Consider the following 23,895-nt stretch of genomic DNA (forward strand, 5'->3'; position numbering starts at 1 on the left):
CCGGCGCTTAGGCAGGGTTGTCAGCCGTGGGGTCCGAACAGGAAGATCTCGTAAAGGTCATCCTGAGGGCTGCATCGTTCATCGTTCGGGCCACCCGTCTGCGGCCGCAGTGAGTGCCGGAACCACTCGCGTGCCTGTTCGAACCAGCTGGCAAAGCTTGAATGCAGCGAGATGATGTAGCTCATGTTCACTCCGGACAACATTGTAGGGCGAGAACCCGACAAGGCTAACACGAGCGGTAACATGTTGAACATCGCCAGCCGTTGACCACGTTCAGTTTGGTTGGATCGTACTGAGACTGTCATCTGTTCGAGCGAGATATTCCCTGGTGCCGTTTCGCAAGGAACGATTTTCACGCAGTGGACGGAATGCGGAGGATTGGATCAGTCGTTCGCGAGCAACGCGAGCACGTCGGCGTGCCGCAGCTGCTGTGTGGAACCGGCGTTCAGCGGTCTGCGGCAGGAGTCCGGCACCGTCGGCAGCATGGGCAGACCCATGCTGCCGAACGATGCATACATCAGGCTCGGGTCGGCGCGCTCATGCAGGTGCAGGCGCGTCATCAGGCCGAGCACGAACAGGAACGCGATCAGCAGCACCAGCGGCAGGATCAAGGCTTCATGCCAGCCGATGCGATCGGTCACCGCTCGCGCGTCGGTCGCCCGCTCAGCGGGAGAACGAACACGCGTCCACTCCAACGTGAACGCGAACATGCTGAGGCCGCGTCTCACTGCTTTTCCGCGATCCCCTCACTTCATGTAGTCGGGCAGGGTGAACCCGTCATAGAAGCGGTCAGCCAAGATCGCCGTCTTGAACGTCGGCGATTTGTAAGCGGCGACGATGTCCTGGGCCCATTCGGCATTGGCGTTGGCCTTCTTCACTGCGAGCACGTTGATGTAAGGCGTAGTCATCTTCTCCAGCGCAAAGGCATTGGTGAGCTTCAGGCCGCTGGAGATCGCAAAATTGCCCTGGACAGCGGCGAAATCGACATCGTCGAGCGCGCGCGGCGCCTGCGCTGCCTCGAGCGGCACGATCTTGATGCCGCCTGGATTCTTGATGACATCGAGCTCGGTGACGTCGACCGGCTTGCTGTCGCGAATCTCGATCAGGCCAAGATCGCGCAGCACCCACATCGCGCGCTGGAGGTTGACGGGATCGTTCGGCACCGCGACGCTGGAGCCCGGCTTGATCGGCGTGCCCAGCGGGTGCTTCTTCGAATAGAGGCCCATCGGGGGCGTCGGGACATGGACAATGCCGAGAAGATCGGTCTTCTGGCGCTCGTTGTAGGACTCAAGGAAGACCGTGTGCTGCATCACATTGGCATCGATCTCGGACTTGAACACCGCATTGTTGGCTTCGAGGCCGGTCGAGAATTCGACATAGCGGATCTTGTAGCCCTTCTGCTTCAGCTCGGGCTCGACGCCGATCTTGAACTCATCGATGTACGGCCCCGGCACGAAGCCGACCCGCAATTCGGGCTTCGAGGGCTGCTGCGCCAGGGAGTTTCCGGCGGCGAGCGGGGAGAGAGCCAAAAGGCCGGAGAGGAGAAACAATGCGGTCTTCATGTCTTCTTACGGTTCCAGTTTGGAGGGAGAGCGGTGTCAGGCGATCGCCTTGACCTGGTTGGAGTAGATGCTGGCAGGGCGAGCGAGGCCGTAATGCTCGCGCAGCGTCGTGCCGGTATAGTCCTCGCGGAACAAGCCGCGCTTGCGCAGGATCGGGACGACCTGCTCGGCAAAGACATCGAATCCGCCGGGCAGCCAGGGCGGCATCACGTTGAAACCATCGGCCGCGCCGCTCTCGAACCAGGCCTGGACATTGTCGGCGATCTTTTCCGGCGTGCCGGCTATGACCCAATGCCCCCGCGCGCCGGCAAGGCGCTGGACGAGCCGGCGGATCGTCGGTTTCTCGCGATCGACGATGTCGACAACGAGCTTGAAGCGGCTGGCGACGCCGCGCGCACTGGCGGTGTCGATCAGATGGCGCGGCACGGGACCATCGAGATCGTAGCCCGTGAGATCGAGACCGATCATCTGGCGCAGCTGCGTCAGGGAATATTCCGGCTGGATCAGCTCATTGAACTCGTCCTGAAGGCGGTCGGCCTCGGCTTGCGTGCTGCCGATGAAGGGGCTGATGCCGGGCAAAATCTTGATCTCGTCAGGGCCGCGGTCAAAGGTGCGGGCCTGCCGCTTGATGTCCGCATAGAAGGACTTGGCGGAGTCCAGCGTCTGGTGCGCGGTGAAGATGGCTTCCGCAAAGCGCGCGGCGAAGGCACGACCATCGTCGGAGGAGCCCGCCTGCACATAGACCGGCCGGCCCTGCGGCGTGCGCGAGATGTTCAACGGGGCGCGCACCCGAAAATGCTTGCCGACATGGTCGAGCGTGTGGATCTTGCTGGTCTCGGCGAAGACGCCGGAAGCGGGATCGTTGACGAGTGCGTCGTCCTCCCAGCTGTCCCAGAGCCGCGAGATCACGTCGAGATATTCGCGGGCGCGCTCGTAACGCTCGTGGTGAGGCGGGTGCTCGGGCAATCCAAAGTTTTGCGCAGCCTGCGGCGCGCTGGTCGTCACGATATTCCAGCCGGCCCGGCCCTTGCTCAGGTGGTCGAGCGAGGCGAACAGGCGCGCGAGATTGTAGGGCTCGGTATAGGTGGTCGATGCCGTCGCGATCAGGCCGATACGCTTCGTCACCGCGGCGATCGCAGCCAGCCAGGTGATCGGCTCGAAGCGAAAACGCTGGGCGTAGCGGACGTTGTCGGCTAGCGCCGGCCCGTCGGCAAAGAAGATCGCGTCGAACTTGCTCGCCTCGGCGCGCTGTGCCAGCTCCTGATAATAGGTGATGTCGAGAATGTGCTCCGCGGACGATCCCTTGTAGCGCCAGGCAGCTTCGTGATGGCCGCCGGGATTGATGAAGAGATTGAGAACAAGCTGCCGTTGATTGCTCATGTCGAAACGCCCCGTATGCGGCCTGGGCAAAATCTATGTCGGCGCTCGCATCGTTGTCGATGGAATGGAATTGCGTTGTTGAGTTCGATGCGAGCATGAACTTTCGGGAAAGCCTGCAAGCGGAGATCGCACGTGGCGCGACTGTTTGTGGATTCGAGATGCGCACGTCCAGACGACCATCTAAGCGGCGGCGACACCGTGGGTTTACGCCGAGAGCGGTTCTGCGTTCTTCTGTCGCTGTTTTCGCGAATGCAACTATTCCCCGCACTGTTCAATCTTTGGAAGCCATTTCCGAAATCCGTGAGCTAGCATTCTCTGACTGAGCACGAGGCTGCATTGATGTAGCCTCCACGGAAAGGTCCCGCCAGACGGGATTGCCGTCAGAGCGGACGGCAGTCTCGCAAGAGGATCGATCGCACCATCATTGTCCTTCACTCCGTCATCGCAACTGCGATCGGCGAACGGCGGAGCCTTGTCCAAATGGATCGCGGCATCGGGGAAAGTGACATGACTGACGGAATCACCATCGACAACGTCATTCCGCGCGCGGATATCGTGAAACGGTCGGCCCGTATCGGCGCCGAAATCAGGAATATCAAGCTTTCGGGCGATCTGCCGGATCGATTTATTGCAGCGATCAATCAGGTGCTGCTGGAGCACAAAGTCATCTTCTTCCGTGACCAAAATCATCTCGACGATGCCGAGCAGGAGCGTTTTGCCCATCGGCTCGGCAATCTGGTGCCGCATCCGACGGTCGGCGCCACCAAGGGCACGGCCTCGATCCTCGAGCTCGACTCCGCGCGCGGAGGCGGCCGTGCGGACCAGTGGCATACCGATGTCACCTTCGTCGACGCCTATCCGAAGATCTCGGTTCTGCGCGGCGTCGTGATCCCCGAGTTCGGCGGCGACACGATCTGGTCGAACACGGCTGCCGCCTATCTCGACCTGCCGGCGCCGCTGCGCAAGCTCGCCGACGAGCTCTGGGCGGTGCACAGCAATGCCTATGACTATGCAGTCAAGACCCGTGCGAGCGAGGCCGACAGAAAACACTTCGAGGAGGTGTTCACCGGTACAATCTACGAGACCGAACACCCCGTCGTTCGCGTCCACCCTGAGACCGGCGAGCGCACGCTGGTGCTGGGCAACTTCGTCCAGCGCTTCGTTGGCCTGTCGAAATACGACGGCCAGAAGCTGTTTGACCTGTTCCAGTCGCACATCACGGCGCCGGAGAACACGGTTCGCTGGAGCTGGCGGCAGGGGGATGTCGTCATCTGGGATAATCGCGCGACCCAGCATTACGCGGTCAATGATTACGGCGATCAGCATCGCGTCGTGCGCCGCGCGACCATTGATGGCGAGGTGCCGGTCAGCGTCGACGGCCGGCAGAGCGTCACCCGGATCAAGTCGACCAAGCCGCAAGCAAAAGCCGCCTGAAATAAGCAAGGGAGTGAATACAATGAGAATTGCTATCTCCGCTCTGCGCCGGCTGGTTGCCGGGCTCCGTGCACGAGGCCGGCAACTCGGCCTCGCGGCCCTCGGTCTGACGGGGTTCGTTGGCAGCGCCATGGCCGAGCCGCAGCTCGAGAAGAGCGAGATCCGTTACCAGGGTTGGGCCGGGCAGGTGACCTTCATCGAGCTGGCTGACGATCTCGGCTATCTCGCGCCGCTCAAGCTGAAATGGGTCGGCAACACCATCAGCGGTCCGCAGGATATTCAGACCGTGGTCACCGGCGATATCGACATCGGCGGTGCGTTCTACGGCGCGATCATCAAGCTGATCGCCGCCAAGGCGCCGATCAAGGCGGTGGTCGGCTATTACGGTTCGGACGACAACACCTACAGCGGCTACTACGTGAAGGAGGATAGTCCGATCAAGACCGCGCGGGACCTGATCGGCAAGAAGGTCGCGGTCAACACGCTGGGAGCGCACCATGAATTCGTGCTGCGCGAGTACCTGGCTCGCAACGGCCTGACGCCGGCGGAGGCGAAGCAGGTGACGCTGGTCGCGATCCCGCCGGTCACCGGTGAGCAGGCGCTGCGGCAGGGGCAGGTCGAGCTTAGCACGCTCGGCGGCGTCCTGCGTGACAAGGCACTCGAGCGCGGCGGCATTCGCCGGCTGTTTGCGGATACCGACGTCTTCGGGAACTTCACCGGAGGGGCCTATGTGCTGCGGGACAAGTTCATCAAGGACAATCCGAACACGTCCCGCAAGCTGATCGAGGGCGTGTCTCGTGCCATCGACTGGGCTCAGACAACGCCGCCGGAGGAGGTCCGTGCCCGCTTCGAGCGCGTCATCGCCGAGCGCAAGCGCAACGAGGACGCCACCCCGATCAAGTACTGGAGGAGCACGGGCGTCGCGACCAAGGGCGGCGTGATCGGCGATGCCGAGCTCCAGGTCTGGATCGACTGGCTGGTCAGGGATGGCCTGCTGAAGCAGGACCAGCTCAAGCCGTCGGACATCTTCACCAACGCGTTCAACTATTTCCGCCCGGGCAAGACCGCGGAGGCCAAATGACGACGGCCAAGATCCGCTTCGAGCACGTGCGCAAGGACTTCCTGGTCCGCGGCAGGGATGGCGGGCCGGCGCAGCGCTTCACCGCGCTTGACGACATCACACTGGATGTGCGGACCGGCGAATTCCTTGCGTTGGTGGGGCCGAGCGGCTGCGGCAAGTCGACCCTGCTGGACCTGCTCGGCGGCCTAACGACACCGAGCAGCGGTCGCATCCTGCTCGATGGCGGGGTCATCGGGGGCCCGGCGCGGGACCGCGGCATCGTGTTCCAGCAATACGCGCTGTTTCCCTGGCGCACGGCCGCGCAGAATGTCGAGTTCGGGCTCGACATTGCCGGCCTGAAGGCCAGGGAGCGGCGGGAAAGGGCGCTGCACTATCTCGATCTCGTCGGGCTGTCCGGCTTTGCCGACCGCTATCCGCACGAGCTCTCCGGCGGCATGAAGCAACGCGTCGCGATCGCCCGCAGCCTTGCCTACGATCCGGAGGTGCTGCTGATGGATGAGCCGTTTGCGGCGCTCGATGCACAGACGCGGGAGACACTGCAAGGCGAGCTGCTGCGGATCTGGCGCCGCACGGGAAAGACCATCCTGTTCATCACGCACGGCATCGATGAAGCCGTGGTCCTTGGTCAGCGCGTGGCGGTGATGACCTCGCGTCCCGGCCGCATCAAGCAAGTCATCGATATTCCCGATGAGTTGCACAGCAAGACCGAGGACGTTCGCTCGTTGCCCGGGTTCGGGCATGTCAGGCACGAAGTGTGGTCCTTGCTGCGCGACGAGGTCTTGAAGGCGCAGGGCTCCCAGGTGGCAGCATCGGATGGCGAGCGCGTGGCAAAGGCGAAGGAGCTCGCTCATGTCTAATCTGGAGATCCTGACCTTGATGGAACTGGCCGAGGGCAGCCCGAAAGACCGGGCCAGGCAACGCGCCGGCGTAGTTGCCGCGGCGACGGGTAGCCTGGTGCGATGGCTCGGCATCATTGGACAGCGATCCCTGCTGTTGCTGCTGTTCCTGGCCCTCTGGGAAACGGCGCCGCGCCTCGGTCTCATCGATGTGACCTTCCTGCCGCCGTTCTCCGAGGTGATCGCCGCGGGCTGGCAGCTTGCACAGTCGGGAGAGCTCTACGACCACATCGGGGCAAGCCTGCTTCGTGCCCTGAGCGGTTTTCTGATCGCCATTGCCCTGTTCGTGCCGTTGGGTGTGTTGACGGGATGGTATGTCGGGCTGGGCAATCTCCTGAGCCAGATCATCGAGATCGCGCGCAACACGGCGCCGCTGGCGCTGCTGCCGGTTTTCATCCTGCTGCTCGGGATCGGCGAGCTCTCGAAGGTCACCATGGTGGTCTACAGCTGCGCCTGGCCGCTGCTGCTGAACACGATCGCTGCAGTCCGCCAGGTCGATCCGCTCCTGGTCAAGTCGGCACGGACGATGGGGGCGACGCCGAGCCAATTGTTCCGGAAAGTGATCCTGCCGGCGTCGCTGCCGACCATCTTCGTCGGCATCCGCCTGGCAAGCGCCTCGGCGATGCTGGTGCTGGTCGCGTCCGAGATGGTCGGTGCGAAATCGGGGCTGGGTTATCTCATCATCAACAGCCAGTACAGCTTCCTGATCCCGCAGATGTATTTCGGCATCCTCGGCATCACGGTGATCGGCCTCTCCTTCAACGCAATCCTGGAGGCACTGGAGCGTCGCCTGATGCGCTGGAAGGCGCCGGCCATCTAGCGTTTTCGAGCGAAGTGGATACCGGTTCGCGTCAAGAAAACGCGTAGAAACAAGAAGCCCTAGCCTTGCTTATTGCGGACCGTGGCCTGGGTCACGATACTGTTCGGCGGCACACTGTGGGTCAGCCAGACATTGCCGCCGATCGTCGATCCGCGGCCGATGGTGATCCGGCCCAAGATCGTAGCGCCGGCATAGATGACGACATCGTCTTCCACGATCGGATGGCGGGCGTCGCCCTTGATCAAGCTGCCATCGTCGTCGGTCGGAAAGTGACGAGCGCCGAGCGTGACGGCCTGATAGACGCGGACGTTGTCGCCGATGATGGCGGTCTCGCCGATCACCACGCCGGTGCCGTGGTCGATGAAGAAGCCAGAGCCGATGCTCGCGCCGGGGTGAATGTCGATCCCGGTGCGGGTATGCGCGATCTCGGCGACCAGGCGAGCGATCAGCCGGGCGCCCAGCCCGTGCAGGATATGGGCGAGGCGGTGATGAATGATTGCCGTCATCCCGGGATAGCCGATCAGGATCTCGGGAAAATTCCGGGCGGCGGGGTCACCGACGAAGGCGGCCCTGAGGTCATTGATGAGAAGCCCGCGCACGATCGGCAGTCGCGAGCCGAATGTCCGGGTCAGTTCGACGGCGTCCTCGCGGCGGAATCCGGCGGTGAGCTCGTCGCCGATGAAGAGGGCACCGCGATGGATCTGGTCGCACAGCGAGTCCAGGGCGATGGCGAGGGTGTTTCCGACGAAATAGTCGATATTCTCGCCGTCGAGCTCGGAGCGACCGTAATGCCGTGGAAACAGTGCCGCCGTGAGGCCATCGAGGACGGCCTCCAGCGCTTCGCGCGATGGGGCTTGGCGTGCTTCGCCGTCCCTGCGGATGCTGTGTGTCTCCTTCCGGGAGACGCGTAGCTCGGCCACGATCCGGTCGAGCTGCCACCGCCTGGACGTCGGCTCCAGGTCCGATGTCGGGATTTCGCGTTTCATGCTGCCCTCGTTTGATGCCGGAGATCGAGAAGCCGCAGGAGCGCTCCTACCTGACATGCGCCAGGGGGATGCTGATCTCGGCGAGCAAATCCAGGTCGAAATCGTGCTTTATCTCGATATATTGACCGTTCCAGTATACCAGCCCCGACAGCTGGGGCGACAGTTCGAAGCTCAAGATACTGCCGACGATTATCCCATGCGAGTATCGCTCGATGATCTCCTCCACCTGGCACTCGACCGTCGCCAGTGAATTGCCGAGCAGGGGAACGCCAGACGGCCCAGCCGTCCAGGCGACGCCTTCATAGCGCTGGGCCCCCTTCAGCCTGCCATTGCTGAATCGGCTCGCGAGCTCCTGCTGGTCGGATCCGAGAATGTTGACCCCGAACACCCTGTGACGCTCGATCGGGGCAAAAGAAGAGGCCTGGCGGTTGACGCTGACCAGCACACGCGGCGGGCTGGCGCTCAGCGAGGTCAGCGACGTGACCGTCATTCCCGTGATGTCGGCGTCGCGGCGGCCGTGATGATACTGACGCCACCGGCGAGCCGGCGCATCACGGCGCGGAACTGGTGCTCGATCTCATTGACGAGATGGATGTCCGACCTTCACATGTCTGTCTCTCCTTGCGTCGGACCGTCGGATAAAGGCGCCATCCTGCCTAGAAGAAGCCCTTCGCCTGCAGCGGCGTGCCGCTGATTTCGTACTGGCCGATCGATCGCGCCTTGTAGGTGGTCGGATTGTCGCCAGTGCCGGTCGAAATTGGTGACCTTCTTGGTCGCCGACGCGCCGCCGACATCGAACAGCAGGCTGCCGCCGCGGATGGCGAAATCGTCCGATGATCTTGGCCTTGGCCGAGAGCAGGGCGGCGGTGTGGGCGGCCTCCGCGGCGTTCGATGCACCGGAGTCGAAGGCATCCGTCGCGATGTCGAGCGCCTCGGCGGCCGCCAGCACAACCGTTTCGGCCGCAAACGCCCCGCTGGCGATCTGGCCGACGGTCTGCTGCAGCAGGGGATCATCCGTCGGAACTTCTGTGGGCGCGTAATAGAAGGTTCGCTTGCGCGAATGGACGAGCGCGGTGGCGTCACGCAACGTCGCGCGCGCGATACCGGCAACGACCGCGGTCAGGAACAGCTGCGCGAACGTGTTGGAGTAAGGCACGCCGTAGCCGGTGTCGGGCGTGTCGAAGACGATCTCCTGGCGCTTGACCTTGACGTTGCGGAAATGCGTCGTGCCGGTCGCGGTGAGCCGCTGTCCGAGCCCATCCCAATCGTCGACCAGCTCGATGCCCTCGCGCTTGATCGGGACGATGGTCGCGCCGCTGATGCCATCAGGATCGGCGGCGCGGACGAGCACGTAGTCCGAATACAGCGTGCCGGTGCTGTAATATTTGGTCCCGTTCAGGAGGTAATCGCCGTTTCCGTCAGGCGTGAAGGTCGTACCCGGCGTGACATTGCCGACGCGGGGGCTTTCGAGCTCGGTGGTGGCAAGCCCGATGATCGCGCCCTGCGCGACCGCCTTCTGCCACTCGCGGCTCTGCTCGTCCTTGGGCGTACGCACCAGCCGTTCCACCACGCTGAAATGGTTGCGCAGGATATGCGCGACATTGGAGTCGGCCTCGCCGAGGCGGATCACGAAAGCGAAGAGATCGCGGAGCGCCGCCGGCGCTCACTGGCAGCCGCAGCGCGCCGAGACGGGCGCGGCGGATGAGATCGATGATTTCGAAGGGCAGCACGCGGTCGCGTTCTCGCGCGCTCGCGCCTTCGGCGATCTGGTTGAGCAACGCTTCCAGCTCCGGCGAGCCGGCCTTGAACGGCTCGGATCTGCCGAGGGAGGGGGCGGATACGGTCTTGTTCATTGTCCTGACCTGTTAACTAGAGCTGGGCGAGATGGTCGGTGACCTTGACCGGCTCGGGCAGAACCTTGCGCGCGACCAGCCAGTCGGCGGCCTTTTGCAGCTCGCTGATGAAGCGCTCGTCATTGACCGCGAAGTAGCGGTACTTGCGTTTCAGCGCAATGAACTGATCGCGGACCTCGTCGCTGTACTTGCCCGCCTTCTGGGCGATGTACTCCGCCTCCTTTCCGTTCTCCGAGATCCACTTGCCTTCGGCGCGGAACGCATCGTTGACGGCCCGCACGAGGGCGGGGTTGTCGGTCGCGAATTTGCGGGTGGTCAGGTACGAGGTGTAGTCGATCTGGAAGTCGAGGTCCCTCCCTTCCAGGAAGATGTCGTGCGCCTTGTATTCGAGCCGGGCGATATCGACGCCGGGGCTCCACATCGACCAGGCGTCGACCTTGCCGGAGGCGAGCGCAGGCGCCGCATCGGGCGGATTGAGATAGACGAACTTGACCTTGGAACGGTCGACCTTGTGCTTCTCGAGCGCGGCGACCAGCAGGAACTCGCCGAGGCCGGAGCGGTTGACCGCGACCGACTTGCCGACGAGGTCCTCGACCTTATCGATGCCGGAGCCATCCTTGGCGATGATCGCCGTCGTGCGGGGCTCGTAAACCACGAACTGGGTGAACACCAGCGGCGAACCGGCGATGATCGCGGCCAGCGCCGGCGTCGTGCTGCCGCCGAAGCTGAAATCGGCGCTGCCGCCGGTGACGGCCTGCAATGTCGGGGCGTGGTTCGGGAAGGGCCCGAGCCATTCGACCTTGATGCCGTCCTTGGCCAGCACCTTCTCGAACTCGCCGCGTTCCTTGGCGATCAGATTGAGACCGCTCAGGCCCCAGGTCAGGCGAACAATATCCGTGGTGCGGCCAGTTGCGGCCTCGGCAAAATCGCCGATGTTGAGGCCGGCGAGGGCGCCGACGCCGAAGGCCGCGGTGCTGAGAAAGCTGCGGCGGGACGGCTTGGAGATGGGAGAGTCGGACATAATGGCCTTCCGCTGAATCAATGGGTGGAGTGCGAATTCACGCCGAGCTCGGCAAGGAGCTTGCTGCGCGAGATCGGTGTCGAGCCGTTTCGTGCGACGCGGTGCTCGTAGGCGATCGCGCCGTTCCGCATCACCAGGATGCGATCCGCCAGCGCAATCGCTTCGTCGACGTCGTGCGTGACGAGCAGAACGCCCGGCTGATGATTGGCGACGAGCTCGCGAACGAGCTCATGCATGCGGATGCGGGTGAGCGCGTCCAATGCGGCAAACGGCTCGTCAAGGAGCAGAAGCTCTGGTTGCTGCACCAGCGCGCGGGCCAGCGCGACGCGCTGGGCCTGTCCGCCGGACAGATTGCGCGGCCAATCGTCGAGACGGTCGCCGAGGCCCACCTCGGTCAACGCTTCGGCGGCGCGCTCGCGTGCGTCCGGCACCTGCAAACCAAGCGAGACGTTGCGCCAGAGGCTGTCCCAGGGCAGGAGCCGGTGCTCCTGGAATACCACCGCCGGCCGGCGCGGCGCGACGATGCGCCCACCCTGGATCGAGTCCAGACCGGCGAGCGCCCGCAGCAATGTCGTCTTGCCGCAGCCGCTTTCGCCCAGCAGGGCGACGAACTCGCCCCGTTCGATGCGCAGGTTCAGCTTTTCGATCACCACGCGGCTGCCGTAGCTGCGCACGAGATTGCTGACGGTGACGGCCGGTCCGGCTTCGAATGGAGCGGCCGGCAGCGAAGCGATGTGTGCGTTCATCGTGCTGCCCCGTAGTTCGGATGCCAGGCGAGAAGGCGCCGTTCGAGAAAGCGTGCAATTCCATCGGCCGCGACGCCGATGAGCGCATAGATCACGATGGTCAGCACGATCACGTCGGTGCGCAGGAATTCACGCGCGTCCATGGCGAGAAAGCCGATGCCCGACTGCGCGCCGATGGTTTCAGCGACGACCAGCGCAAGCCATGCCGTCGCCAGTGCATAGCGGACGCCGGTCAGGATCGAGGGCAATGCGCCGGGAAGGATGATCCGACGGATCAGCTGAATGGAGCTCAGGCCCTGGACGCGACCGAGCTCGAGCAATTTGGGATCGACCTGGCGGATACCGAGCACCGTGTTGATGTAGATCGGGAAGGTGACGCCGAGGGCCACCAGGAAGATCTTCTGGGTCTCGCCGACGCCAAGCCAGACGATGACCAAAGGCAGCGCTGCGAGGAACGGGATGGCCCGGATCATCTGCACGCTGCGGTCGATCAGAGCTTCGGCGATGCGGGAGAAGCCGACGAGAATGCCGAGGCCGCCGCCGATGGCCGTGCCGATCACGAATCCCGCCGCCGCCCGCAGCAAGCTCACGCCGAGATCGTTCAGCAGTGTGCCCGTGGTCGCAAGCTTGAAGGCGGTGCGGATCACCTTGCTCGGTGCGGGCAGAACTTGCGGCGAGAGCCATCCTGCCTGCGCCAGCCATTCCCAGATGACGACCAGCACCACCGGCGCCAGCCACGACAGAAGCTGAAGGCCGCGAGTGCCAGGCTTGCTCTTCGCGGCGGCCGGAGCGAGTGCGCCGCCGCTGCTTTGCGATGCCGGCGCGCGGTCCGCACCGATCGCGGTGCGGTCGATGCCGCTCAGTTCCAGATTGCTCAAGACGCGAGACCTCGTTTCACGCACTGCATTTGATGCAGAAGGCGTGACGGCAATCACCTGCCGTCTCCACAAAATGTCCCACGAAATCGGGCTGGCAGAAATAGAGCGGTATTTCAATTGTCGTCGGCTCCGGAGTGATCTGCTGTCGTCGCCGCGCGGATGCGCGACAAAGAAAATCTTTTGATGCAGGTCTGCTTGAACTTGCGGCGGCGATTAGCGAGAACGCTCAAAGTCGAGAGAGTTACGGGAGAGCATGATGACGGCTGCACCTCTTCGCTTCGGCATCTGGGCGCTGGTGCATGGGCCGCGTGCCGCGCATCAGGACCCGGAAGAGCCCTACGATGCCTCCTGGGAGCGCAATCGGGATCTGATCCTTGCAGCCGAGGAGCTCGGGTATGATTCGACGCTGATCGCGCAGCACACGATCAATCCGCATCAGGAAGATCTCGATCAGCTCGAAGCCTGGAGTGCTGCTGCGGCGATCGCGGCGCTGACCAAGCGCATCGAGATCATTGCCGCCATCAAGCCATATCTCTATCACCCCGTGGTGCTCGCCAAGCTCGCGCTCGGCATCGAGAACATCAGCCGCGGCCGGTTTGCCATCAATCTGGTCAATGCCTGGAATCGTCCGGAGCTGGAGAAGGCGGGGATCGGCTTTCCCGATCACGATGCGCGCTATGCTTACGGTAAGGAATGGATCTCCGTCGTGTCCCGCCTGATGGAGGGCGAGCGCCTGAATTTCAGCGGCGATCACTTCAACGTCACGGACTATGCGCTGCGGCCGACCAGCCTCTACCGCAAGCGTCCGGCCATCTATGTCGGCGGGGAGTCCGAGCCCGCGCGCGATCTGGTCGCCGCTCATGGCGATGTCTGGTTCATCAACGGCCAGCCGCTCGATGATGTCGCCGGCCTGATCGCCGACGTCGCCGCGCGGCCGCGCGGTTCAGCGCCGCCATTGCGCTTCGGATTGTCCGCCTTTGTCGTCGCACGCGAGACCCGGGAGCAGGCGCAGGTCGCCTATGAGCGCTTGCTCAGCCTAGCGGCCAAGGACGCGCCGATGAAGGCAATCCAGAAGCAGAACACCGACCCGAAGGTCGTGATGATGCAGACCATGCAGAAGACGCCGCGGGTCGGCAGCAACGGCGGAACGGCCGCGGGGCTGGTCGGCAGTTACGATGAGGTGGCGGCGCGCATCGAGGCGTTCCATGCCGCCGGTATCGAACTCTTCATGCTGCAATTCCAGCCGTTCGAGGCCGAGATGCGGCGTTTTGCAGAGGAGATAATCCCCCGTGTCCGAGCCAGACGATCGGCCAGGCCTGCTGCGAAGCTAGCCCATCCCATAGGATAGGCGGTCGCGACGATCAGGCCGAGGCGACTGCCGGCGGTCGCTTCGCATAGCGGCTCGCTGGTCGTGGCAGTCCGAAATGGTCGCGCAACGTCGTGCCCGTGTACTCGGTCCGGAACAGTCCGCGCGTCTGCAGGATCGGCGCCACGTTATCGACGAAGGTCTCCAGTCCCGTGAGCAGAACGTCCGGCATCAGGTTGAAGCCGTCCGCAGCGCCGGCCTTGAACCAGGCTTCGATATCGTCTGCGATCTGCTCCGGCGTACCCACGATGATGCGATGACCCACGCCGCCTCCGAGCGCGCGGATCAGCTGGCGGACGGTGAGGTTGCCGCGGCGGGCGATGTTCACGGTGCCCTTGAACATGGTGTGGTTGGCGTTCGCCGGAAGCGGCAACGGATCGGGCAGCGGTTTGTCGAGCTCGAGCAGGGCGGGGTCGATCTGAAGCGTGCCGGCGAGACGCGCCAGGCTGAATTCGATCGGCACCAGCTCCCAGAGCTCGTCCTGCCGCCGCTTCGCCTCGGCCTCGGTGCTGCCGATGACCGTGGCAAGCCCGGGCCGGCTAACGATGGAATCGCCGGAACGACCGTAAGCTGCGGCGCGCGTGCGCAGGTCGCGCGCGTAGGCAACGCCTTCCTCGATCGACTGCGCCAGTGTGAACACGGCTTCCGCATAGGCGGCGGCGAAATCGCGCCCATCATTGGAGCCGCCGGCCTGCACGGTAACAGGCCGCCCTTGCGGTGAGCGTGGAACGTTCAGCGGTCCGGCCACCGTATAATGGGGGCCGCGATGCGCGATCGTGTGCACCTTCGACGTATCGATAAATCGCGCGCTCGCCGTGTCGCCGACGAAGGCGTCGTCGTCCCAACTGTCGAACAGCGCGTGGACGACCTCCGTGAATTCCTTGGCGCGCTCGTAGCGGGCCTTGTGCTCCAAGGCACCGGTGAGGCCGAAGTTGCGGCTCGAAGCAGCATCTGCGGTGGTGACCGCGTTCCAGCCCGAACGGCCGCCACTGGCATGGTCGAGCGACACGAAGCGGCGCGCAATGTTGTAGGGCTCATTATAGGTCGTCGACACCGTCCCGATCAGGCCGACATGGGTTGTGGCGGCCGCGACCGTTGCCAGAATGATGGTCGGCTCCAGCGACGTGAACGACCGGTAGTCGATGCGATCATTCACGGCCGGCGAATCCGCCAGAAAAATCGCGTCGAGCTTGCCGCGCTCGGCAATCTGCGCCACCCGGACGTAATGACCGAGATCAAAGAAAGCCCGCGGATCGCTGGCCGGTAATCGCCAGGCCGATGGATAGACGCCGGAGTGGAGGAGGTTGACGTTCAGGTGCAGCTGGCGCGGAGACATAAAGATTCCAAAGGTCGGCGGCCGAAGCGCAAATTGCCGGAGATCAGGACCCCCTCGGGGTCCAGATCTTGATGGTCGTGGTGTCGAGCTTCACCGGGATCAGGCCCTCGGCGTGGAACGCATCGGCAATTCGCTGCTGCTCCGACAGGCCTGGTCCGGTGACCGCGCCGACCTGATAGGAACGGTGGCTATTGGCCTCCTCGACAATCGCCGCGTCGATACCCCAGAGCCCGGCCAGCAACGTGGCCGCGTCCTTCGGCTGGGACTTTACCCATTTTCCGGTTGCGGCAAGCTTGGTGAAGATCACATTCAGCACTTCGGCATGCTTGTCGGCATAGGCGGCGGAAGCGAGATAGTAGCGCTTGTAGCTCGCAAGGCCGTTGCTGCCATCGGACAGGATCCGGCCCTTGGTCTGATGCAGGGCGCTGGTCAGGAACGGATCCCAGGCAACCCAGGCGTCGACATTGTTGCTGACGAAAGCCGCGCGACCATCGGCCGGTGTCAAATAGGCAGGCGTGATATCCTTGAAATTAAGCCCCGATTTTGCCAGCGCCGCAAGCAGCAAATAGTGGCTGCCGGCGCCCTTGGTCACCGCGACCTTCTTGCCCTTCAAATCAGCTATTGTTTTGATGGCCGACGACTGCGGCACGATGATCGCCTGCGCCGCCGGCGAGGCGGCTTCCTCGGCGATATAAGCGAGCTTGGCGCCGGCGGCCTGCGCGAAGATCGGCACCGTGTCGGCGACATCAGCGCCGAAATCGATGCTGCCGATGTTGATGGCTTCCAGTAGCGGCAGGCCGCTGGTGAATTCGTGCCAGGAGATGGTGACGCCGAGCGGCGCGAGCGCCTTCTCCAACTCGCCGTTCGTCTTCAGGATCGCCGTCAGCGTCGAGGATTTCTGATAGCCGATGCGGATCTCTTCGGACATCGCGGGCTGAACGGACGCCATGGCGAAGATGCCGAGCGCGGCCGCGGCGAGGGTCCGCAGGCGGGAGTTGAAACCAGACATGAACAATGATCCTGAAGCTAAGCCGCTTAGGCGACGCGTTTGAAAAACTGCAGGCCGCAATGTGCAGGCAAGCTTGGCCCTGTTGCAATTTCCGAATGCGGTGCAGTTGGAGAAGGAAGCGTCTCTGACCGGACACAATCTGAGAAAGGAATTTTCCACGCGATGCAGCTTGTTGTCTAAAATCGGCCCGCCCACTATTCGGCGGCGATCCGATCGCAGCGCGTCGACTGAGTGCCGAAAACCCACGCCGGGATGCGTCGTGTGCAGCCGCGGACCGCGTCCCGGGAACAGCTTTTCGCGCAGTGTGCCGTCGCGATAGGCGGTCTTGTAGACGCCGCGCGATTGCAGCTCCGGCACCACGAGATCGACGAAGGCGTTCAGCGATTCCGGCGCGACCAGGCGGAACAGGTTGAAACCGTCGACGTCGGTCTCGTCAGCCCAGGAGATCAGCTCGTCGGCGACGTCCTGCGGCGAGCCGACCACGAAGGGTGACCTCGCGCCGGCGCGGCTCAATCTGGCGAGGTCGCCGACCTTGACCGGCCGGTCGCTCCGGACCGTGAAATTCCCGACCATCGACTGGATGGCGTTGCTCTCAACATATTCGATCGGCTGGTCGGGCCGATAGGTCGAGAAGTCGATGCCGGTCCAGCCCGACAGCAGGGCGAGCTGGCCGGTCTGGTCGACATGGCGTGCGTAGTCCGCGAGCAGGTCGTTCGCCTCGTCCCGTGTCGGCGCCGCGATCACGGTCGCGCCGGCAAACAGGCGGATGTCGTAGGGATCGCGGCCGTAGGCCTTGGCGGCTTCGCGTATCTCGCGAACGGCACGCGCAAGCATCGGCTTGGTCTGGCCGTTGAGAAAGATCGCTTCCCGCGTGCTGAGCCGCGAAGGCGCGGCCGCGCTTGGAGGTGCCGGCCTGATACAATAGCGGCGTCCGCTGCGGCGAAGGCTCGGCGAGATGGATGCCGTCGACCTTGAAGTAGGGGCCTTCATGAAGAACCCGGTGGAGCTTTGTGGGGTCCGTGAAGATGCGGCTGCCGCGGCCGCGCCGAACCGCATCGTCCTCCCAGCTTCCCTCCCATAGCTTGTAGGCCGCGGTGAGAAAGTCCTCGGCCGCGTCATAGCGGTCGTCGTGGGCGCGCCCGGCCGGAAGACCCATGCCGCGCGCGCCGCTATCGAGATAGCGGGTGACGAGGTTCCAGCCGATCCTGCCCCGGGTCAGATGGTCGAGCGTCGAAAATGTGCGCGCGAGCTGATAGGGATGCTCGAAGGTGAGATTCGAGGTGATGCCGAAGCCGAGATGGTTGGTGACGAGCGCCATGGCGGACACGAGCAGCGTCGGGTCGGCGTTGGGCAGTTGAACAGCGTGCAAGGCGGCGGCATCGCCAGTGCCGCCATATACGTCGTACACCCCGAACACGTCGGCCAGGAAGATGCCGTCGAGCAGTCCGCGTTCTGCGGTCCTCCCACGCACGAACGTTTGCTGCCAAGTCCGGTCTGCAGAAGTCGTCGATCAGCTTAGCGGGCTCATTTGCCATGTCATAACGCCTCAGCCCTATCGACAGGGGGGAGGGGACACTCCGCTAGCGCGCTAGTGATCAAGGACTTCTGGCAAGCGTGCTGTACCAGGAGTCGTGCCTGCCAACTCTCGCGTTCGCCCCGCCTTCGCGTCGAGCCTGCGCAAGGCCACTACGCCCAATAGCCCAATCAGGACTAGGACTGCTCCAGCTCCGATCAGCCAGTACGCGAGCGTGACATCATCCACAGCCGCTGCTTTCGCTTTCGATTTGGCCACTTCAAGAGATCTCTTTACGGGGCGGAGAGATGACGGTCTGCGGACGCGCGACGCAGCGCGCGTGCCCGATCATTCCCTTGAACGATGCTCGCGAAGGGCGGCTGCTTCGAGCAGTCTCTCAGCCAGAAGCTTCTTCAGCTCTGCCTTCTCCTCTTCCAAGGCCTTCAGCCGCTCGGCCGTGGCGCCGTCCGTACGCATTGGCAGGTCAGTCATTCTCGACACTTGCTCTTTCCTCAAGGTCAACATAGCGCGTTCGCTGGCCAATCCTTCGACCGACTTCCGCCCCGCTTGGCCACGCCACGCGAGCGAAAATAGCTTCGTTGGTGGAGGCCCGACAAGTACCGAATGGGATATTGTTCGCTTATCACGTCCCGCCCATATCAAATTCCGGCAATTAGCCGACGCAATCTGTCAAGTAACCGCCGCTGGCCAGAGCCGTCTTTGGTATTTCATAAACACCGAAAGAGCTCGTGCGCTCCTGCTAATGCGGTCCGCTTGTCAACCTCAGGAAATATTGTTCAAAGCGGGTCACATATCGATCCAAACGTCACGGCACGAGACGGACGCAACGCTCTCTCGCGCGTCTGGTAGGTACGGAGATTCCAGGCAGTCATCGGCGCTCTCGAACGATACGAGAGTAGCTTGACTTCACGCGGTTCAGTTTCTGCATCGTCAGCCGCTGAACGATCGCGATGGAATTTGTCAGACGCGAAATCGGGTAAGTGGAGGAGCTGATACAGGCGCGCGAGATGCCCGTGTCTCAAGCATAGCGAAACGTTCCCGACCAATGATTGCGCCGCATATGCCGCGTGACCGTGCTTCAGGATGTGCGTTCCAAAGGCGCAGTCGATAAATGAGATCCGAGGTTGAGCCGCGGCTCGCCGAACCCATACCCCCACGTCAAGCTCCCACCACCAATGTAGTGGGGCACCCAATATTAGGACGCTAAGTTGCGGTCAACCCTGTGTCGCATCCAACGGTGCCGAATGCATCCTTGATGCTGACTAGGATCACCAACCACATCGCGGGCAATGACGCGGCTTGCGGTCACTGCCCGATCGAGTATCGGCGCATTCCCGCGCTTTACGCAGAATTGCTGCGTCTTAACCCCGGAAAACGCGCAACCCGAGCGCAAGTACAAGGCTACTCTGAACGAGCCTGCCGAGCCGCAAGGCTGGAGCGGGAGAATGGCGTTTGTTCGAAGCGTACCGATCTGTTGTCGGGGCGGCACGCTCGGGTGCGTAACACGATTGTTAGTACGTTCCGTACGGTCTTTGTCGGAGTCGTGCCCGTAATTCCAGTATTCGTTATGGGGCCGGGCTTTGTGCATGCGCAACGCTGGGCGCAGTGGTCGAGTGTTTTGAGGGCGTCCGTCGTAGTTAAGGGTGTTGTTCTATTTATTGGAGTTCGCTCACGGGAGGGGCTCTCGTGAGAGCAGATGCTGAAGTGAAATATTGCGTAAGGTAGTGGAATGAGAATGGCGGGGGTGGGCGCCATTACTGGTGTGGTGCGAGATGCGAGCCAAAGTGGCGGCGGCATGGCTGCTGTTGCGTTGTCTTTGCATCATGCGTTGCTGGCGCAGCGAGTTGACGCTCGCTTGGTCTGCGGACTGGCGCCGGAACAAGATGTCGAACATGTCTACGTGGCGGGCCGAACCGTTGGCCCCATTGGCGTGATCCCAAAGCAATTGCTTTGCGGTGTGATCCATATTCACGGATTATGGACCCCTTTTGAATGCTGGGCGCAGCTACAAGCAAGGCGTAGTCAAGCCTTGCTAGTCATCAGTCCACATGGTGCGCTGTCGCCTCGTGCACTGGATCGCAAGCGCTTAAAGAAGTTTATGGCGTGGACTCTGTACCAGCGTAGAATAGTTCAGCGCGCCCATTTGCTGATTGCAAATTCAGAGCGAGAGCATGACCATCTTCGGAGATCCGGACTCACCTCACCCATTGCCATTATTCCTAATGGAGTCGATGGCCCGAAAATGCCTGTCATATCGTCGGAGAACGTAAACGCGGAGAGGAAAAAGGTCATTCTTTTTCTTGCGCGTCTCTGTCCCACGAAAGGAATTCCTGATCTGCTGGAAGCGTGGCGCGGCCTTGAGGATCGCCGTGGCTATGAACTGCATATCCATGGGTTTGGCGACCCAGGCTATCGCGCCTACTTGGAGGCGCGAATCCGACAACTCGGTCTCCGTCGCGACGTGAAGCTTCTCGGTCCACTATACGAGCGGGAGAAATGGGAAAAGCTTCACGCCTCCTCTATCTATGTGCTGCCGTCTTACACCGAGAGCTTCGGGATCACGGTTGCCGAGGCACTATCAGCAGGCCTCCCGGTCATCACCACCAGCGCAACGCCTTGGGCACACCTTGCGGAAAAGAACCTGGGTTGGATTGTCAAAAATGACGTCGGTCAGTTGCGACAAGCCTTGCGAGAAGCAGTGTCTCTTCCTCCATTTCAGCTGAAAGCGACAGCCGATGCGGCGCGGCACTACGCGGTGCAGTTTTCATGGCCTGATATTGCCGGCCAATATCTTAAAACTTTCGAATGGCTCTGCGATCAAACAGCGTCCAAGCCTGAATGGGTGAGCTTGGTCTAATGCGTATTTTGATTGTGACTCAGTATTTTTGGCCGGAGTCATTTGTTGTGAACGACCTGGTTCGATGGCTGACCAAGGCCGGACACTCAGTGACGGTCGCGACCGGCAAGCCGAACTATCCGACCGGCGAACTCGCACCTGGCTATACGCGCGATAAGGTTCAATGCGAAACGTTTGCCGGCGCACAAGTATTCAGAATCCCGAGCCGGCCGCGACACCAGGCTACGGCGCTCAATCTTGCCCTGAACTACCTGTCCTTCGCTTGGTCAGGTCTCCTGTGGTTCCCGCGGCTGCTCAAAAGGCAGGAGTTCGACGTTATCCTCGTGCTCGCGATGCCGATAACGGCGGCGCTTCCAGCTATTCTTCTGCGCTGGATCAAACGTTGCCACCTTGCGCTCTGGGTACAGGACTTGTGGCCGCAGGTCGTGACGTCGACCGGCTTTGTAGATAGCCGCTTCGTCGTAGCCATTCTTCATGTTCTAGTCAGATTCATTTATCGCGCCGCAGACACCGTTCTGGTCCAGTCAAACCAGTTCGTGGGGCCGATCGCCAAGATGATTCCAAAGAAGAAGATATTCGTCCTCCCGAATTTTGCTCCCCCGAGTGACGAAGTGCTTCCATTGCCGCTTGCTATCGCGGGCTTGTTTCCGCGCCGGTTTTCGGTGGTGTTTGCAGGCAATCTTGGCAGAGCCCAGTCGCTGTCCACGATCGTCCACGCGGCGCGCATTCTTCGGTTTCACCCTGAGATCCTGATCGTGGTCGCCGGAACGGGCAGCCATGCCGAGACGCTTAGAGAGTCAGTCACTGCTGCTAAGCTAACGAACGTCCAAATGATCGGCATGCTGGATCGCCGCATGATGCCGGAATTGTTCAGGCATGCGGACTGCCTCCTCGTGACTCTCGGCGATCATCCAGCTCTCAACGCAACCATTCCAAGCAAAATACAGGCCTACATGAAAGCGGGCAGGCCGATCGTCGGCGCTATTAACGGCGCGGCTGCGGATCTGATCGTAAGCGCGGGAGTCGGCCTCACTGTTCAAGCCGGAGATGGGGCTGGCCTCGCGCAAAGCATACTCGCTCTGACGAAAATGCCTGCAATCGAACGGCTGGAAATGGGTCGAGCCGGCCGCGCGTATTACGAAAAACACTTTGATGCGGATCAGGTGCTGAGCCGGCTACTGGGAATTTTGCAAAGAGAAATGAGTTGCCATGCCTAAGACTAAAGTCCTTATCCTGGGCGCCAGCGGAATGTTAGGCGCCGCTGTATTCCGCTCCTTTCTTGCATCCGCCGATTTCGAGGCGGTTGGAACCATAAGGGACAAAGTGGCTCTGGGCTTCTTCTCGTCGGTAGCATCGGCGCGCCTGCTGCATTTGGATGTCCTTGACGAGGACGCGCTTGTCTCGCTTCTGGATCGGGAGCGTCCTGCCGCGGTTATCAACTGTATCGGCCTTGTGAAGCAGCTTGCGTCAGCGGCCGACCCGCTGGTCACTCTACCGATCAATGCGATTTTTCCACACCGGCTTGCCCGCATCTGCTCCTTGATTGGCGCCCGGCTGATTCACATTAGCACCGACTGCGTCTTCTCCGGATGGAAGGGAAATTACACGGAAGGTGACGTCACCGACGCTCAAGACCTATATGGCCGATCAAAACTCTTGGGAGAGCTCGTTGACTACGACCATGCTGTGACGTTGCGCACGTCGATTATCGGCCGGGAACTCTACAGCGCTCATTCGCTCGTCGAGTGGTTTCTTTCCCAGCAAGACGCCGTCAAGGGTTACGCAAAAGCCATTTTTTCCGGGCTGCCGACAGCGGAACTCGCTGCAGTTATTCGCGATGTCGTCCTGCCGAACAAAGATCTCGCGGGGCTCTATCACGTCTCTGCAGCGCCGATCTGCAAATTCGATCTGCTGCACCTTCTCGCGCGTCAGTACGGAAAGCGAATTGAAATACTGAAGGACGATCAGACGAAGATTGATCGTTCTCTCAACTCCGAGAAGTTTCAGAGAGAGACAGGCTATCGCGCGGCTGATTGGCCGGAACTGATCCGGCGATTGTATGAAGCTGATTTGCGTCGAGAGATGAATAATGTTTGACAACAAGACATTGATGATCACTGGCGGTACGGGCTCGTTTGGGAACGCCGTCTTGCGTCGCTTTCTCCACACGGAGATCGGAGAGATTCGCATCTTCAGCCGCGACGAAAAGAAGCAAGAAGATATGCGTACGGAGCTTAGGAACCCCAAGCTTAAGTTCTTCCTGGGCGACGTTCGAGACTACGGAAACGTTCGTGATGCGATGAAGGGCGCCGACTATATCTTCCATGCCGCAGCGCTGAAGCAGGTGCCCTCCTGTGAATTCTACCCGATAGAAGCCTTGCGCACCAACGTGATTGGCACGGAGAACGTGCTGCAGGCGGCGATAGAGACGGGCGTGGAGCGCGTTGTCTTCCTAAGCACAGATAAGGCGGTCTACCCCATCAACGCCATGGGTCTGTCGAAGGCCATGGCAGAGAAGGTTGTGCTGGCGAAATCGAGGGTGGCCGGGGACACGATCATGTGTATTACCCGATACGGCAATGTGATGGGCTCCCGCGGCTCCGTCATTCCATTGTTCATGCAGCAGATCAAGAACGGCCTCCCCCTCACCGTGACAGACCCCAATATGACTCGGTTCCTGATGTCGCTGGAAGAGTCGGTCGAGCTCGTCGTTCATGCGTACCAGCACAGCAGGCCAGGCGATATTTTCGTACAGAAGGCTCCAGCCGCCACCATGGGTGATCTGGCGATTGCACTGAAAGAGCTGTTTGGAGCGAGCAATGCGGTTAGTATCATTGGCACTCGGCACGGAGAAAAGCTGTTCGAGACGCTCATTGGCCGCGAAGAAATAATGAGGGCCAGTCATTCAGACCGGTACTTTCAGATCCCTGCAGACAACCGCGACCTGAATTACGATAAGTTCTTTGTGGAGGGTGAAGTGGAGCTCTCGACAGTGGACGACTACACATCTCACAACACTCATCGCCTCACCGTTGAAGGCCTTAAGGAGCGCCTGTTATCTCTCGATTTTGTCCGGGCCGAACTTGGACGATCGTCCGATCGGCCTGCTCTGTCCGTGTTGTGAAAAAAGGAGCGG

Annotated in this window: 20 protein-coding genes and 4 pseudogenes; 9 read left to right on the forward strand and 15 right to left on the reverse strand. The window is 61.9% G+C overall.

What is annotated here, in order from left to right:
- Nucleotides 1–20 precede the first annotated feature (20 nt).
- The 4 genes from ABIA45_RS38370 to ABIA45_RS38385 form a co-directional block, all read right to left on the reverse strand.
- Nucleotides 21–185, reverse strand: coding sequence for a hypothetical protein (locus tag ABIA45_RS38370; RefSeq protein WP_404655492.1), 165 nt, complete (start codon nt 183–185; stop codon nt 21–23).
- Nucleotides 186–383: 198 nt separating this feature from the next.
- A complete protein-coding gene (locus tag ABIA45_RS38375; protein WP_404655494.1) occupies nt 384–710 on the reverse strand; it encodes a hypothetical protein in 327 nt (108 codons plus the stop codon).
- A 36-nt stretch (nt 711–746) separates the two neighbouring features.
- Nucleotides 747–1,562 carry a MetQ/NlpA family ABC transporter substrate-binding protein gene (locus ABIA45_RS38380; protein ID WP_404655496.1) on the reverse strand — a complete coding sequence of 272 codons (816 nt, stop codon included), beginning with the start codon at nt 1,560–1,562 and terminating at the stop codon, nt 747–749.
- Between the two features lie 36 nt (nt 1,563–1,598).
- Nucleotides 1,599–2,942, reverse strand: coding sequence for an LLM class flavin-dependent oxidoreductase (locus ABIA45_RS38385; protein WP_404655498.1), 1,344 nt, complete (start codon nt 2,940–2,942; stop codon nt 1,599–1,601).
- A 507-nt stretch (nt 2,943–3,449) separates the two neighbouring features.
- On the opposite strand from ABIA45_RS38385, the gene ABIA45_RS38390 reads away from it, so the two are divergent.
- The 4 genes from ABIA45_RS38390 to ABIA45_RS38405 are packed head-to-tail and all read left to right on the forward strand — an operon-like array spanning nt 3,450 to nt 7,173.
- Complete coding sequence (locus ABIA45_RS38390; RefSeq protein ID WP_225133320.1) at nt 3,450–4,376, forward strand: TauD/TfdA family dioxygenase; 927 nt, start codon at nt 3,450–3,452, stop codon at nt 4,374–4,376.
- Nucleotides 4,377–4,398: 22 nt separating this feature from the next.
- Nucleotides 4,399–5,457 (forward strand): ABC transporter substrate-binding protein, encoded by a 1,059-nt coding sequence (locus tag ABIA45_RS38395; protein ID WP_404655500.1) that lies wholly within the window; start codon nt 4,399–4,401, stop codon nt 5,455–5,457.
- Nucleotides 5,454–6,314: an ABC transporter ATP-binding protein gene (locus tag ABIA45_RS38400; protein WP_404655502.1), complete on the forward strand. Its 861-nt coding sequence runs from the start codon at nt 5,454–5,456 to the stop codon at nt 6,312–6,314. Before ABIA45_RS38395 ends, ABIA45_RS38400 begins: the two co-directional genes overlap by 4 nt.
- Nucleotides 6,307–7,173, forward strand: coding sequence for an ABC transporter permease (locus tag ABIA45_RS38405; RefSeq protein ID WP_225133317.1), 867 nt, complete (start codon nt 6,307–6,309; stop codon nt 7,171–7,173). The genes ABIA45_RS38400 and ABIA45_RS38405 overlap by 8 nt, the downstream gene beginning before the upstream one ends.
- A gap of 59 nt (nt 7,174–7,232) precedes the next feature.
- Here ABIA45_RS38405 and epsC read toward each other — a convergent pair whose 3' ends face one another.
- The 6 genes and pseudogenes from epsC to ABIA45_RS38435 all read right to left on the reverse strand — a co-directional run bounded on the left by epsC (nt 7,233) and on the right by ABIA45_RS38435 (nt 12,657).
- Nucleotides 7,233–8,159, reverse strand: coding sequence for a serine O-acetyltransferase EpsC (epsC, locus tag ABIA45_RS38410; RefSeq protein ID WP_404655504.1), 927 nt, complete (start codon nt 8,157–8,159; stop codon nt 7,233–7,235).
- A 46-nt stretch (nt 8,160–8,205) separates the two neighbouring features.
- Nucleotides 8,206–8,711, reverse strand: a pseudogene (locus tag ABIA45_RS38415) (flavin reductase family protein).
- A gap of 104 nt (nt 8,712–8,815) precedes the next feature.
- A pseudogene (locus tag ABIA45_RS38420) lies at nt 8,816–10,012 on the reverse strand (acyl-CoA dehydrogenase).
- A gap of 16 nt (nt 10,013–10,028) precedes the next feature.
- Nucleotides 10,029–11,033: an NrtA/SsuA/CpmA family ABC transporter substrate-binding protein gene (locus tag ABIA45_RS38425; RefSeq protein WP_404655506.1), complete on the reverse strand. Its 1,005-nt coding sequence runs from the start codon at nt 11,031–11,033 to the stop codon at nt 10,029–10,031.
- 17 nt (nt 11,034–11,050) lie between these two features.
- Entirely contained in the window at nt 11,051–11,779 is a 729-nt protein-coding gene (locus ABIA45_RS38430) for an ABC transporter ATP-binding protein (RefSeq protein ID WP_225174632.1), read from the reverse strand.
- Nucleotides 11,776–12,657, reverse strand: coding sequence for an ABC transporter permease subunit (locus ABIA45_RS38435; RefSeq protein WP_404655508.1), 882 nt, complete (start codon nt 12,655–12,657; stop codon nt 11,776–11,778). Before ABIA45_RS38435 ends, ABIA45_RS38430 begins: the two co-directional genes overlap by 4 nt.
- Before the next feature lie 256 nt (nt 12,658–12,913).
- Between ABIA45_RS38435 and ABIA45_RS38440 the strand changes: the two genes are divergently transcribed.
- Complete coding sequence (locus ABIA45_RS38440; protein WP_225174633.1) at nt 12,914–14,005, forward strand: LLM class flavin-dependent oxidoreductase; 1,092 nt, start codon at nt 12,914–12,916, stop codon at nt 14,003–14,005.
- Between the two features lie 13 nt (nt 14,006–14,018).
- Here the strand turns inward: ABIA45_RS38440 and ABIA45_RS38445 are convergent, their stop codons facing one another.
- The 5 genes and pseudogenes from ABIA45_RS38445 to ABIA45_RS38465 all read right to left on the reverse strand — a co-directional run bounded on the left by ABIA45_RS38445 (nt 14,019) and on the right by ABIA45_RS38465 (nt 18,373).
- Nucleotides 14,019–15,359 carry an LLM class flavin-dependent oxidoreductase gene (locus ABIA45_RS38445; RefSeq protein WP_404655509.1) on the reverse strand — a complete coding sequence of 447 codons (1,341 nt, stop codon included), beginning with the start codon at nt 15,357–15,359 and terminating at the stop codon, nt 14,019–14,021.
- A 43-nt stretch (nt 15,360–15,402) separates the two neighbouring features.
- Nucleotides 15,403–16,368, reverse strand: a complete 966-nt coding sequence (locus ABIA45_RS38450) for an aliphatic sulfonate ABC transporter substrate-binding protein (protein WP_225174651.1) — start codon at nt 16,366–16,368, stop codon at nt 15,403–15,405.
- Between the two features lie 495 nt (nt 16,369–16,863).
- Nucleotides 16,864–17,358: pseudogene (locus ABIA45_RS38455) on the reverse strand (LLM class flavin-dependent oxidoreductase); the annotation flags it as partial.
- Nucleotides 17,246–17,839, reverse strand: a pseudogene (locus ABIA45_RS38460) (LLM class flavin-dependent oxidoreductase); the annotation flags it as partial. The pseudogenes ABIA45_RS38460 and ABIA45_RS38455, both read right to left, overlap by 113 nt.
- A 390-nt stretch (nt 17,840–18,229) precedes the next feature.
- Nucleotides 18,230–18,373, reverse strand: a complete 144-nt coding sequence (locus tag ABIA45_RS38465) for a hypothetical protein (RefSeq protein ID WP_225174652.1) — start codon at nt 18,371–18,373, stop codon at nt 18,230–18,232.
- Between the two features lie 1,264 nt (nt 18,374–19,637).
- Here ABIA45_RS38465 and ABIA45_RS38470 point away from each other — a divergent pair.
- From ABIA45_RS38470 to ABIA45_RS38485, 4 genes are read left to right on the forward strand one after another with little or no spacing between them, the layout of a single operon-like run.
- Nucleotides 19,638–20,759: a glycosyltransferase gene (locus ABIA45_RS38470; protein WP_404655511.1), complete on the forward strand. Its 1,122-nt coding sequence runs from the start codon at nt 19,638–19,640 to the stop codon at nt 20,757–20,759.
- Nucleotides 20,759–21,976 (forward strand): glycosyltransferase family 4 protein, encoded by a 1,218-nt coding sequence (locus ABIA45_RS38475; RefSeq protein ID WP_225174636.1) that lies wholly within the window; start codon nt 20,759–20,761, stop codon nt 21,974–21,976. Before ABIA45_RS38470 ends, ABIA45_RS38475 begins: the two co-directional genes overlap by 1 nt.
- Nucleotides 21,969–22,856 (forward strand): SDR family oxidoreductase, encoded by an 888-nt coding sequence (locus ABIA45_RS38480; RefSeq protein WP_225174637.1) that lies wholly within the window; start codon nt 21,969–21,971, stop codon nt 22,854–22,856. Before ABIA45_RS38475 ends, ABIA45_RS38480 begins: the two co-directional genes overlap by 8 nt.
- Nucleotides 22,849–23,883: a polysaccharide biosynthesis protein gene (locus ABIA45_RS38485; protein ID WP_404655513.1), complete on the forward strand. Its 1,035-nt coding sequence runs from the start codon at nt 22,849–22,851 to the stop codon at nt 23,881–23,883. Before ABIA45_RS38480 ends, ABIA45_RS38485 begins: the two co-directional genes overlap by 8 nt.
- Nucleotides 23,884–23,895 lie beyond the last annotated feature (12 nt).

Source organism: Bradyrhizobium sp. USDA 336 (assembly GCF_044908355.1).
GTDB classification, from domain to species: Bacteria; Pseudomonadota; Alphaproteobacteria; order Rhizobiales; family Xanthobacteraceae; genus Bradyrhizobium; species Bradyrhizobium yuanmingense.